This window comes from Paenibacillus alkalitolerans, assembly GCF_016482785.1.
Classification (GTDB): domain Bacteria; phylum Bacillota; class Bacilli; order Paenibacillales; family YIM-B00363; genus Paenibacillus_AE; species Paenibacillus_AE alkalitolerans.
In genome coordinates, this window is record NZ_JAEMXM010000003.1 from 25,149 (window position 1) to 38,607 (window position 13,459).

11 protein-coding genes and 1 pseudogene are annotated in these 13,459 nt (G+C 40.1%); 9 read left to right on the forward strand and 3 right to left on the reverse strand.

Annotated features, from left to right (window positions below; all coding sequences use genetic code 11):
* Positions 1-27: 27 nt before the first annotated feature.
* Entirely contained in the window at positions 28-1,425 is a 1,398-nt protein-coding gene (locus tag JET16_RS06750; RefSeq protein WP_199615064.1) for a sensor histidine kinase, read from the reverse strand.
* Positions 1,422-2,087 (reverse strand): response regulator transcription factor, encoded by a 666-nt coding sequence (locus JET16_RS06755; protein WP_199615065.1) that lies wholly within the window; start codon positions 2,085-2,087, stop codon positions 1,422-1,424. The genes JET16_RS06750 and JET16_RS06755 overlap by 4 nt, the downstream gene beginning before the upstream one ends.
* Before the next feature lie 137 nt (positions 2,088-2,224).
* Between JET16_RS06755 and JET16_RS31235 the strand changes: the two are divergent.
* The 7 genes and pseudogenes from JET16_RS31235 to JET16_RS30765 form a co-directional block, all read left to right on the forward strand.
* Positions 2,225-3,268 (forward strand): annotated as a pseudogene (locus JET16_RS31235) (ISL3 family transposase); the annotation flags it as partial.
* 327 nt (positions 3,269-3,595) lie between these two features.
* A complete protein-coding gene (locus JET16_RS06765) occupies positions 3,596-4,546 on the forward strand; it encodes an ABC transporter permease (RefSeq protein WP_199615066.1) in 951 nt (316 codons plus the stop codon).
* A gap of 14 nt (positions 4,547-4,560) precedes the next feature.
* Entirely contained in the window at positions 4,561-5,424 is an 864-nt protein-coding gene (locus JET16_RS06770; RefSeq protein ID WP_233531185.1) for a carbohydrate ABC transporter permease, read from the forward strand.
* A 161-nt stretch (positions 5,425-5,585) separates the two neighbouring features.
* The gene (locus tag JET16_RS06775; RefSeq protein ID WP_199615067.1) at positions 5,586-7,175 is read left to right on the forward strand and encodes an extracellular solute-binding protein; all 1,590 of its coding nucleotides are present in this window, start codon (positions 5,586-5,588) and stop codon (positions 7,173-7,175) included.
* Between the two features lie 114 nt (positions 7,176-7,289).
* Positions 7,290-8,726, forward strand: a complete 1,437-nt coding sequence (locus JET16_RS06780) for a response regulator transcription factor (protein WP_199615068.1) — start codon at positions 7,290-7,292, stop codon at positions 8,724-8,726.
* Positions 8,727-8,891: 165 nt separating this feature from the next.
* Positions 8,892-9,170 (forward strand): hypothetical protein, encoded by a 279-nt coding sequence (locus tag JET16_RS29980; RefSeq protein WP_233531186.1) that lies wholly within the window; start codon positions 8,892-8,894, stop codon positions 9,168-9,170.
* A complete protein-coding gene (locus JET16_RS30765; RefSeq protein ID WP_325176626.1) occupies positions 9,142-10,551 on the forward strand; it encodes a sensor histidine kinase in 1,410 nt (469 codons plus the stop codon). The genes JET16_RS29980 and JET16_RS30765 overlap by 29 nt, the downstream gene beginning before the upstream one ends.
* A gap of 340 nt (positions 10,552-10,891) precedes the next feature.
* Here JET16_RS30765 and JET16_RS06790 read toward each other — a convergent pair whose 3' ends face one another.
* On the reverse strand, positions 10,892-11,734 hold the full coding sequence (locus JET16_RS06790) for an NAD-dependent epimerase/dehydratase family protein (protein ID WP_199615069.1): 843 nt from the start codon (positions 11,732-11,734) through the stop codon (positions 10,892-10,894).
* A 118-nt stretch (positions 11,735-11,852) separates the two neighbouring features.
* On the opposite strand from JET16_RS06790, the gene JET16_RS06795 reads away from it, so the two are divergent.
* Both JET16_RS06795 and JET16_RS06800 read left to right on the forward strand, forming a co-directional pair.
* Complete coding sequence (locus JET16_RS06795) at positions 11,853-12,680, forward strand: helix-turn-helix transcriptional regulator (RefSeq protein WP_199615070.1); 828 nt, start codon at positions 11,853-11,855, stop codon at positions 12,678-12,680.
* Positions 12,681-13,062: 382 nt separating this feature from the next.
* Entirely contained in the window at positions 13,063-13,458 is a 396-nt protein-coding gene (locus tag JET16_RS06800) for a (R)-mandelonitrile lyase (RefSeq protein WP_199615071.1), read from the forward strand.
* The last annotated feature ends 1 nt before the right edge of the window (position 13,459 follow it).

A 13,459-nucleotide genomic window follows, 5' to 3' on the forward strand; every position in this document is an offset into this window, starting at 1 on the left:
CGCCGGTAAAGTTGTATTTATATTTTTTCATCTTTCATTGCAATTAGGTAACTCCATCCAGAAGAGAACTCCCTCTGGCGTGTTTTCAAGTGAGTAGGCCACTTGGATAAGCTCCAGGGTTTTCCCCACAATGGTAAGGCCCAACCCGCTCCGGCTCTGGCTCCTGCTTCTTGCCTTGTCCACCCTGAAAAACGGTTCAAACAGTTTCGACAGGATTTCTACGCTAATATGCACCCCCGTATTCAGAACGCATAACCGTACCACATGATTTTCTCTATCTTCACTCCAAATCTGAATTTTCTCCTTTTCAGGGGTATTCTGCACAGCATTCATAATGACATTGGAAAGTGAGCGGCTGAGCATATTCCTGTCAGTATGGCAGACCAGCGAATCCGGCAAATCAACTGTTACGCTCAACTCCTTCGCGTCAATCAGCAACTGGTGGGAGCCCAGCACGGACTCTACGATAGACCGTACATTGAAGCTTTCGTATTGCAACGGTGTTTTCCCATCGGCTAAACGGACGATTTCCAGCATCTCTGATATAATTCTGCTTTGCGTATTCATTTTGTCAATGCATTTGCGCAGATATTTGGAGTGGTCTTTATAATCCCCGATGTTATCCAGCATTCCCTGTAACAATACCATTGCTGAGGCGACGGGTGTTTTGAGCTCGTGGGAGGCAGCCGAAAAGAAATACCGCTGGTTCTCCTCAATTTCCTTCACGCGTTCTATTTCTATTTTCAGCGAAGAATACATTTTGTATACATCATTTGTCAGCAACCCGATTTCGTCATTTCGTTCCTTCGGGATTGGCACGTTCTCCATTCTTGACATTTTTTCGGTAACCTCAGTGAGAGTTACTATCGGTTTTGTAATGTAGCGTGCAAAAACAAAGGAGACAAAGATGCTGATCAGCAGCATTACCAAAAGCGCTATAACAATTTTGCCTGCGAGAGAAAAATCTATGTCGTTCTCTGTCAACAGATTAATCACATATAGCGTCATACCGTTGGAAAGTGGAAAGGTTATATACTCGGGCATTATTTTCATTATTTCATCATTGTTTATCCCAGGATTCAAATTTGGTACATCTTGTTTTTGTACATCGTTACCCTCGTATTTGAACCATAAAACAGGCGTTTCGTACAGCAGCTCACCATCACTTTTCATGATATAAAATTGTAAATATATGTTCTGTTCGTGAAATACTTTGGCTAAAGCCTTGATTTCGGTTTCTGACTTTCCGTTAAGCTGCTCAACAAGCGGCCTGACATTGTTTGTGACAAACTGATTTCTTCCTTCTTCAAAGATATTTTCAAATTGCTGTGCGAATAAAAGTGCTGTCAGTCCGATGACCGCGATGAGAAAGGATAAGGTATATAGGAAAACTTTCCAGAAAATTCCAATCTTTTTTCTCTTCATATTGTGCCTACCTCCAGACTATAGCCCACTCCTTTGACGGTTCTTATGATATTGACGGGAAATTTATCGCGAAGCCGTTTGATATTAACATGTACAACCCCTTCCGTCATATCGGTATTGTAGCCCCAAATCCGTGTGAGCAGTGTTTCGTGTGGAATGATTTTCCCGTTGTTGTACGCCATAAGCATAAGGATTTCAAATTCTTTTGGTGTAAGCGGAATGTCCATCCCGTTATAATCAACTCTATAGAATTCTGGATATAATGTCAGACTTCCTATACGGATTTCTTTTTGCAGCACACCGCCCCGACGCAGCAGAGCCTCGATTCGTTTTAGCAGCACTTGCATGTCAAAAGGCTTTGTGACATAATCGTCTGCATCATTGGTAAATGCCCTTATTTCATTTTCAGTATCATCCAGCGCGGTCAGCATGAGTACAGGTGCGTCCTGGAGTTTTCTGAATTCCTTTAAAAGCTCATGCCCGTTCATTCCGGGAAGCATGATATCCAGAATTACAAGGTGGTAGTTTTTTTTATAAAAAAGATTTAGCGCGTCATCGCCGTTCGAGCAAGCATCCACCTTGTATCCAGCATCAAGCAGATATGCACTCACTGCTTCGCGGATATCTTCGTCATCTTCTACAATCAAGAGTTTAATATCCATATTGTCACCTCTAGATTACTGTAACTTATCAATCTTACATTTACATTACGTCAGGAAAATAGCTTCTTCGCTGTTACTAATTGAAACACCTGTCAATACTGGAATTTAAGAGACCAGTAGACGAGAGGTGTTTTCATATGTTTGCAGTAACTTTCACAGAAGGACAACTCGAAGAGCTCCTTCACATTCCGGAACCATGGTATATTGATTGGGTCAGTTTTAGTCTTGAGTTAAAACAACTGGATGTGTATGTAAAATTCCGTAAAAAGGGCTCTCTTTACCTGCTCGGATTGTGGAGCAACCCATCAGCCGGTGAAAGACATAGCAGATCGTGATCGTATATGGCGGCACCCTAACTTCTTTGAATATCCTTGTTATATCCATGCCGAACTTCCTCGGACGGATTGCGGAAATTGCAACCGGATGATGCGGGTGAATGTTCCGTGGGCGCTCGATAAACCCAAACACTACTTTACCCTCTACTTCGATGCGCTCATCATGAAGTTGGCCAAAGATATGCCTATGAATGCCGTAAGCCGCTTAGTGGGTGAGCATGATACAAGGCTATGGCGAATTCTCCATCATTATGTAGATAACGCGATCGCGGCACAAGACTTGTCCTACGTGACGAAGATTAATACGGATGAAACGTCAGCCAAGCGGGGCCATAATTACATTACGATCTTCATGGATCCCGAACAAAAGAACGTCATCTTCGTAACTAAAGGAAGAGACTCGGGCACTGGGCGGAATGCAAGAAACAGTTTGAAGCCCATGGTGGCAAGGTAGAGAATGTGACGGAGGTCTGCATGGATATGTCTCCGGCGTTCATTAAACACCGAAGAGAATTTCCCGAAGGGGCTGCGAATGAAGCAGTAGATGAAGTGCGCCGCAAGGAGCGCAAAAGCAGCGCATTATTGAAAGACACTCGTTACCGGTGGTTAAAGAATCCGGAGAACCTGACCGAATCTCAACAAGAAACCATCGCCAAACTGAAAGACTGCGATCTAGACACAGCCAAAGCCTACCGGATGAGATTGATCTTGCAAGAGGTCTACCGTTATCCAGCTTCGATTGCCCCAATGGTGCTTCAAGATTGGATTCAGTGGGGGTTGCGTTGCCGTTTGACTCCGATGGTAGAGGTCGCAAAAATGCTACAGAAGCATTATGACGGCGTCGTTCCCTGTATTCCCCTTCAATATCTTGTCCGATCTTACCTTTCCTCGATTTCTTTCTCTTGTTTCCCTTCAACCCTGTTCCCTTAATCCCTGCTTTCCCCCTGCCTCAGCGTCAACTATTTTGCTGTTGGGATTAGGGGGAAGGGAGGAGAAATCGCTGGGAATCGTTTCAAACCGTCGGACAGACTCCTAGAATAGAAAAATTTATTACAAAAATTCATTTAAGATAATCCATTTTATTAATAATTCATGTGAGTATACTTAGTTGCATGAGATACCCTTATAAGATCTTTATCGCAAATTATTCTTATTCAAAGAGGAATGATATTAATGAAAGCGGTTTTAGACAACTATAGAGACAATATCACAATAAAAAGAAAAAACAGTATCGTACATATCATAAAAAGAGATGCTCTATTATATTTACTCTTACTGCTGCCAATGGCGTACATCATCATATTTAAATATGCTCCAATATATGGTGTATTGATGGCTTTCCAGGATTATAACATTTTCGAGGGAATTAGCGGGAGCGAGTGGGTTGGGCTTGACGTCTTCAAATTCATTTTTGAGCAAAATAGCTTTTACCGTGCTCTTAAAAATACACTTGTTTTAAACTTTCTGGATTTGGTGGCGGGTTTCCCGGCACCAATAATTCTGGCAATTTTGTTGAATGAACTCCGGTATGTAAGATTTAAAAAAGCAACCCAAACTGTTCTATATTTACCGCACTTCTTATCCTGGGTCATTATTGGAGGCATGGCATACCTGATGTTTTCTTCAGGAGGTATGGCGAATACTGTCTTAACTAGCCTTGGTTTTGATAAAGTTGAGTTTCTTTCTCAAAATAGTAACTGGATAATAATGTATGTGGTTATTGGGATATGGCAAAATGCAGGATGGGGCACAATATTATATTTAGCGGCAATGACTGGAATAAATAAGGAGTTATACGAGGCTTCAGATATTGACGGGTGCAGCAGACTTCGTAAAATATGGCATATTACCTTGCCTGGAATTAAGGCTACAATTATGATTTTGCTTATCCTACAAATTGGAAGGATGGTCTCGATAGGGTTTGATCGGCCATATGTTTTGGGGAATTCACTGGTTAGTGAATACTCCGATGTAATCAGTACATATGTATACAGGATAGGAATTGGGTCTGGGGATTTTTCACAGGCAACAGCAGTTGGACTATTTCAATCTGTTGTAGGGTTGGTATTTTTAGTGGGAGCAAATTTTATTGCTAAAAAAATTGGTGAGCAGGGAATTTGGTGAGGAGTGTGAATTTGTTGAGTAGAACGCGAAGAACTAATTTAGTTGATATATCGATTATATTATTCATTACTGGAGTATCAATTACCTGTATTGTTCCATTTTTATATATGATTGCCCTTTCTTTAAGCTCAAATAGTGCAATTATTTCTCAGAAGGTTACTCTTTGGCCGGTAGACTTCACAATTGAAACATATAAAACTATCTTAAGCGATATAGACATGATTTATTCACTTGGGTACACGATTGTGCTTACTATTTTATACACAATAATAAGTATGTTTTTAACAATTTGTGCAGCGTATCCGCTTACAAAGAAGAGATTAAGAGGAAGAGACTTTATTTTGACAATCATGATAATAACCATGTATTTTAGCGGGGGTTTAATACCTGACTATATTCTGGTGAAAAACCTGCACTTGATAAATACGATGTGGAGCTTAATTTTGCCTGGCGCTTTGAGTGTTTTCAATTTGATAATACTAAAAACCTTTTTTGAATCACTTCCGGAAAGCTTGGAAGAATCCGCAGCTATAGATGGTTGTAATGACCTGGGGACACTTGTACGGATTGTTCTTCCGTTATCTTTGCCTTCTATAGCAACTTTAAGCCTCTTTTACGCGGTTGGTAGATGGAATGGTTTTCAGGATGCGCTTTTTTATGTGACAGAAAAGAATTTGTATCCGATTCAATTAAAACTGTACCAAATCATTACTGCAAATCAACTGCTAGATGGTGAAGGCAGCATTGGTGCCTTTATTGTTCCAGAGTCATTGAAAGCTGCAAGTGTAATGTTTGCAACAGTTCCTATATTACTTGTTTACCCCAAACTTCAAAAATACTTTGTTGATGGTGTAATGATGGGGGCAATTAAGGGATGAAGGAGCCCCGATCAAGGGATTAGAGCTTGGAGAGAGCTTTCACATATTGCTTGTCAATAAACTTGTCGGCTAGAAAGGGGTGGTATTTTACCAATCAGGAGGCGCTAGTACCAATGGCTATGACTTTTCGAAATGACTAAGTGAAAAGGTGAGGTTAAAAAATGAAAACTAAAAAAATGTTGTCTCTATTACTGGTTTTGACGCTAATAATGAGTGCATTGGCAGGATGCAGCGGCGATAAATCAACAGAAAGCAATACAAAAGAAAGCAATACAACGTCAACGGGAGATGCAACGCCTTCAGAACCGCCGGTTACATTAACGGTTGAAGTATTTGACAGAGGAATACAGGGACAGCCGGATTTGAACAATAATACTTGGACAAGGTATATCAATGATAATTTTGGGAAACAGAACAATGCTATTGTGAAATTTGTTACGGTACCCCGGTCGCAGGAAATTGACCAGCTCAATGTATTAATGGCAGCTGGTGAGGCGCCTGATCTCGCATTTACTTATGACAGCGCTACCGTATCGAGATATGCTAAAGTTAATGGCATTATGCAACTGGATGATTTATTGGCCGAGCATGGAAAGGAATTAACGAATTATCTGGGCGAGAAAGTTCTTTCTTATGGAGTTTTTGACGGAAAACAGATGGCAATACCTGCTAAAAGGACTGCACTAGCATGGACTGGTTCGTTTATTAGAAAGGATTGGCTCGATAAATTGGGGATGCCGCTTCCTACTACCCGAGATGAATTATATAATGCTTTAGTTGCATTCAGAGATAAAAATCCTGGAGGCGTAGATGGAGTTATCCCTTGGGGATTGGCAGCAACCGGTATGAACTATGGCACCGGTAATTTATTCGAATCATTCTGGGAGGAGCAGTCGGAGGAAGAATTCGTTACAGCTCCGAGTTGGCTAAGACCCGGAAACAAGGAAGCACTAAAGTTCCTCAACAAGCTCTATCATGAAAAATTAATCAGCCCTGATTTTGCTTTGGACAAAACAATGCAGCAAGCGGATGCTGACGTTACAAACGGTAAAGTCGGATTCTTCAGTGCAAACTGGGATTATGCATTTAGGCAAAATATTAGTGATCCGTTAAAAGCAAATGTGCCTGAAGCAAACTTTGTTCCGATTGACACTTTTATGAATTATGAAGGCAAATACAAGAAAATCGCGTACAACGAAAATGGAATTTTTGTTTTTATCCCCAAGAGCAGTAAAAATGCAGAACTAGCCATTAAATACCTGAACTGGATGTCCAGCCCCGAAGTGTTATTCTTCCTGCAATACGGTGAGGAAGGGGTTAATCACAAGATGGTTAATGGTATTCCGCAGGTTATCAATCAAACAGGGGACAATATGCATACCGTCTATCTGAATCTTGATTATACATTGGTTGTCAATGGTCCGGAGCTGGGAGACCCTGAGAAGAATATTAAGGCTTTAGCTTCAGTGTTTCCGGGATTGGAAGAGGTTGCAGAACAATCATACAAAATCAATACTACGGACGCTTACACAGAATACTTCTTCGATACGCCAAATGAGTCCAAAATTAAGTTTGGCAAAACACTTGGTGATTTGAGCAAACAAATGACTGATAAACTTATAGTCGTTAAGCCTTCAGAATTCGACAGTTTGTATGATAAGCTGGTTAAAGAGTATATGGCAGCAGGCGGACAGGCGGTTATGGATGAAAATGTGAAAATTTACAAGGCAATGCAAGCACAAAAGAAATAATAAATAAGTTATAATCAATTCATAAAGGCCGATGACATGTCATCGGTCTTTATGATGGAACGCCTAGCCGTCTTGTTAGGTAAAACAAAATCAGCTATCAAGGGGGTTACTTTTATGTATAGTGTGATTATTGTAGATGATGAACCGTGGGCGATAAAAGGAATACGGAATGCATTTAACTGGAATAAATACGGGTTCGAAATAACAGGCCAATTTACAAGCGCCCATAAGGCATTTGAGTTTATATGCGAGGAGTGTCCTGATCTGGTTATTACAGATATAAGAATGCCTGAAATTTCCGGCCTTGACCTTATCAGGATGACCAAAGAAAAGGAACTGGATGTTGAGTTTATTATTGTAAGCGGTTTCGCTGAGTTTGCGTATGCGCTGGAGGCCTTAAGGTATGGTGCGCTGGACTATTGCCTAAAGCCCATTGATATTGAGATGGCAGATCCATTAATAGAAAAGCTGGCATTGCATTTTTCCAAAAAGAGAAGTATTAGAAATAACCTTATATTAGAAGCTCTAACCTCAACTGATAAAAGTGAATTAAAACGATTAACTCACCTTTTTGATCATTCATCGGACTATTATTTTCGTGTAATTATAATTTATTCAAATAGTGAGAATAAGGATTATAATAATATAAAGTTTTTCGATACTAAAAATACATTGGAAGTTGAACTTGGCTCAAAAAAGACACTATATATTCTCAAAAGTGAAAAAAGAATTGATTTGGATGATGGATTTGATTTTGCAGTTTTTGCTGGTTCAGATATAAAAATAGTAGGAATTAGCAGAATTTCAAATAATTATGGAGATATCGCAAAACTTATCAAGGAATCGGATATCGCAGCATCAAAAATATTTTTATATGAAGAAAAAGGTATATTTGAATATGACCAAAAGCTTAATTTGGTCAAGCCGTTTATAGATGAAATAACTTCTATTATTCAAGAGAAAAGGTTTGAAGAAATGGATGACATAATGAAAAGACTTATGTATTTCTTCAAACATAATAACTTAGGTATGGGAGAGGTGGTTTATTTATGGAATCAAGTGGTCAGTGTACTGATTGGCACATATTACGAAGAGTTGAGAGACTTGGAACTTGATTTCCTAAATTATTCTGAACTGAAGGAGCGCTTTGAAAACTTTGAATCATTATGCAGCTTCTTATATGACATATTTACATACATTAAGCAACTGAGTTACCAGTCTATAAATGAAGGTGATATAAACTCTTGTTTTAAGCAGATGGTTAAATACATCGACAATAATTATCAGTACAAGCTATACCTTAAAGATTTATCCGTAAAATTTTTTATAAACCAAGTATATTGCTGCCAACTTTTTAAAAAAAAATTGGGTAAAACCTTTTCGGAATATGTAACTGAATTGAGGATAAAAAAAGCTCGCGAGCTATTGATAAGTACAGAATTGTCAGTTGAAGAAATTGCAACAAAAGTAGGATATATTGATTACTATTATTTCAATAAAGTATTTAAGAAACAATGTGGGATAACTCCTGCGAAATTCAGGAAAAGTTGATGTACGATCGGAGTGGGGAATTTGCAAATTGGTAGACTGAAACTAAAACATCAGATATTACTTATATTTCTATTTTCGGTTCTAATATTTACAACAATGGAGTTCTATTTCTATTATAGCTTTAATAATCTGACGCAGAATAGAGCTGCAAATTATGGAGATAAAATGATAGAACAATCACGCCAAAAGATAGATTCAGTTCTAAACGAGATAAAAATCAGTACAAACATAGCTGTTAATAATAAAATAATACAAGAATTTACCGTTGCAGATGATGATTATAAGAGGAGTTTTGAAATAGGCACTTATGTAATTGATTTAATGGAATATATGAGGTCCTTTAATTCTTATGTGAATGGAATCGTTATTAATGACAACCTAGGAAGACGAGTTTACAGTTTATCTCCTGCAAACGGTGATATTTTTTTTTTTAAATCAACATGATGAATTTATCAATAAATATAAAAATGATAGTGAGTCTGATAAAAAAGGAGAGTTTACAAACATATTAACAAACGAAAAAACAGGAAAGAAATATTTCTTTTACATAGCACCAATTATTGAATCTATTGGCGGGGTTAATTTTTCTCGAAAAACAGGCTATTTTTCAGTTATGGTTAATTCGGAAAAGATGCAAGAACTTGTTGAAAATACTGAATTGACGCCTAACTCTACTTTGTATATACTAAACAGCCGAAATGAGGTCATCGCATCAAATAATGCAAATTTCCGTGGCATTTTATTCAAGGATATACTTTCAGTAGATAGGAATAGTTATACCATTGGGGTAAAAACAAAAATAAATGGGGAAGACGTAATCGTTCAGGAAAAAGGCTTGGAGCAGGCGGATGGGTGGCGTATAGTAAGTATTATTCCGGTGCATGAACTGACAAATGACATGAATGCTATTAAAAATATTAGTATTGTAGCAGGAATTGGTATAATTCTAAGTATGATTATTCTGGGGTATTTTTTCTTAAATAGTCTGACTCGACCTGTGATGGGTCTTGTAGCAGATATGAGAAAAATTGGTGGAAGAGACATGGGCTTTAGGGTAAAGGTGCGCTCAACAAATGAAGTTGGCGTATTGGCATATGATATAAATAGCATGATTGACAAGATGGAAGAGATGACAAGAAGTATATTTAATACTCAGGCAAGATTATATGAGTCAGAGTTGAGCAAAAAGCAGGCTGAATTTTCTGCGTTACAAAGTCAAATAAACCCGCATTTCCTTTATAATACATTAAATTGCATAAGCAGTATCGGACTTGAATACGGCAGCAAGGAAATAGCGCAGATAACTTCATGTATGTCAAAGATATTTCGATATAGTATTAAAAAAGACGAACTTGTTTTGATAAGTGAAGAAATTGAGTGTATTAAGGCATATATGAAAATTATCTCGATTAGATATGAAGACAAGTTTTCTATGGAAGTAGATGTTGATGAAAAGCTATTGGAAATGAGAACACCTAAAATGATATTGCAGCCCATCGTTGAGAACTCCGTATATCATGGACTTGAAAGTATTGACGCAGGAGGACATCTTCGTGTGAGCGGTAAAATAGATGCTAATGGAGATGTATGTTTTCAAGTATCGGATTCTGGAAAAGGGATAGGTAAAGTTGAACTCGAAAGCATTAAAGCGAAACTGAATATGGAACATTCGGAGAGAGTGAAAGACAATTTTGATGGGAACAGTATCGGTCTTTCCAATATAGATAACAGGATAAAGCTGCTGTTTGGAGAAGGTTATGGGGTAGGGATAGAAAGTCAGATTGGTTTTGGAACTACAGTGATAGTTAAGATCCCATATATTTGAAGTATTCTATTATTCCCCATGGAGGTTAATTAAATTCCCTAAGGCAGCTGAACTATGTTTGAAGACACATGAAGTGGCGGTAAGAATTCAATAGATTTATGCTAGCATGCGGATATGTACAATGCAAAGCTTCGGTTTCCAGGACGAGATTTTCTGGTTGAATATTTCAGTGCGGTAGAGCCACTTGGTTAATTAGTGAGAGCCACTATGTTAACGAAAAAGAGCAAGCAAGTTAATAAGGAGAGCCATCAGAATATGAGGGCTCTCCCATTTACATTTTTCAACTTTCGTCTTCGTTAGTTCAACAGATCAAATGACTACTCGGGTACCTTCAATTTTATTAAATTGCACCTGCATCTCTTGCCGTATAGAACGACGGGTAAATCGGTCGATAATGTAATTCGTCTCTTATACGCGTAGTATCGACGATCATGTCCCATGGATTAAATTCCTGCTGCTGCGCTTCTGACGAAATTTCGCTATTATGAAGCTGAAACAACTCCGCAACGGAGATCGGTGCATCGTCAGCAACATTATAGATTCGGCCATCAATACCTGGTGTGGAAGCTGCGAGCATCAGGGCTTGACTTACGTCCGCATGGTGTACCATATGGATTCGTTTGGCTGGATTCCAATTACGAAAAAACGGCAGACTTTCCGTGATGTGGGGATCGCGCTCGCCATAAACAAATGGAAGCCGAACGATGCGCACTCCCAATCCCTGTTCGCGATGAAGCCGTAGCAGCGCCTCTTCGGCCTCAACTTTGCTTTGAGGATAAGGAAAAACGGGGCTGAGCTCGTCATCTTCACGGTTTGGTCTCGAACGGTCCACCGAACCGTACACGTTATTGGTACTGGAAAAAACAAACCTTGGCACATCCGTTTCTAACGCAGCACGAGCTAAAGCTATAGTACCATCGAAGTTTGCCGTTCTGGTGGTGTTCTCGTCTACACCACGGAACTGTGCTGCTAAGTGAACCACAACATCAGTGCCCCGGAGAGCGTCAACATAATTGTCCGGCTGCAAAAGATCGCCTTCAATTACTTCAGCGCCTTGCTGGTGTAGCCACTCTGCTTTTGCAGCGTCCCTTACCAACAGTTTAGCTTGATGACCGCGCTGTAACAAACGCGGAACAAAACGGCTTCCTACTTTACCTGTGGCTCCTGTTACAAAAACGTTCATTTTTCAAATCCTCCTAAGTTTTTTTAGACGCTACACTGGCAGTATAATAAAATGTGCAAGCAGCTTCCTTCCTGCGTTTATCGTATGATTGGAAGTGTCAGGATAAGGAGGGGCAATAATGGAAAATATTTCCTACAGAATGTTGTTAGGTGAATTTTTACGTTCGCGTCGAGAACGTCTTACTCCGGAAGATGTAGGGTTAGTATCCTATGGACGACGACGGACCCGGGGGCTTCGAAGGGAAGAAGTAGCCCAGCTTGCCCATATCGGAACATCATGGTATACCTCTCTGGAGCAAGGCAGAAGTGTCAATCCATCAGAGGATGTACTAAATAATATTGCAAAAGCGCTGCGATTGACTGAGGATGAACGTCACCATCTCCATCTTCTTGCAAGACCGGTACAACTGAAAAAGGTAGAAGATCAGCAATTAAATGTAGGTTTGGAACGGACGATAAGGGCGCTTGAACCGAATCCGGCATTTGTTATTGGGCGATATTGGGATTTGTTGTTATGGAACAAAGCAGCTGAGTTCATTTTCCGATTACCGTCATTTTCAAATCATATGCAGCATAGACCCAATTGGATGAGACATCTTTTGACGGACGCCAGGCTAGGATCGAACCTTAAGGAGTGGGAAGCACGAGCACTGATTGCACACTTTCGTGCGGATTACGCACACTTCCCTAATGATGCAAGGTTTAAGGAGCTTATTGAGGAATTAATGCAGATCAGTCAGCTGTTTCGCGAGATATGGCCGCTGCATGACGTTCAGGTCGTAATAGATCGCCACAAACGCAGGTACGATCCTCGTATCGGAGAGATTGAATTTGAACATGTGACCTTGCAACCGCCGGCCAATCCGGATCTGAAGATCATGATTTATACCGCTTCAACGGATACGGCTGCGCGTTTGCGAAGTTTAATGAGCACACGGGAGAATTGATAAGTCACTTGTGACTTACGTTAGGGACATCACTCAAGAACCGTGATTGCTATCCTCCCGTTAGTTTAGTCCCATTTTGGCTCTGTACATTAACATCGTGGCTCTATTTTATTAACGAAGTGGCTCTCACTCATTAACTTAATGGCTCTATGGGTCTGAAATATTCACTTTCCGAGTTTTTTACAAAGGGACAATAAAAAGGTTAAACATCAAGAAGAGTCCCGAATGTAAATTTGTATTGGGGCTCTTTCCTTTTTTGGAGGCTTGAATGGAAAACATCGGTGAGCGAGTTAGACAGATTATTAAGAAAGATACATAATATGAATCAACAAATGACTCCACAGTCGCTTTTCGAATGATTCAAAATGGAGGTATTCAGAAAATGGACATCAAAAGAATTGGTTCACAACCTTCCGGCAAAGGACCGTCCGAGTATTTTACCGGCACGGTACGCATTGATCCGCTGTTCGAGGCATCCCACCCTGCACGCGTGGTCGGAGCCAGTGTTACGTTCGAGCCCGGCGCTCGGACAGCATGGCACACCCACCCGCTTGGCCAGACCTTAATCGTGACGGCTGGCTGTGGCCGGGTACAACGCTGGGGTGGTCCGGTCGAGGAAATTCGTCCAGGTGACGTGATCTGGTTCGCACCGGGTGAGAAACATTGGCACGGCGCTACGCCGACCACGGCCATGACGCACATCGCCATTCAGGAACGTCTCGACGGCAAGACCGTTGACTGGATGGAAAAGGTCAGCGAAGAACAATACCAATCCTGAT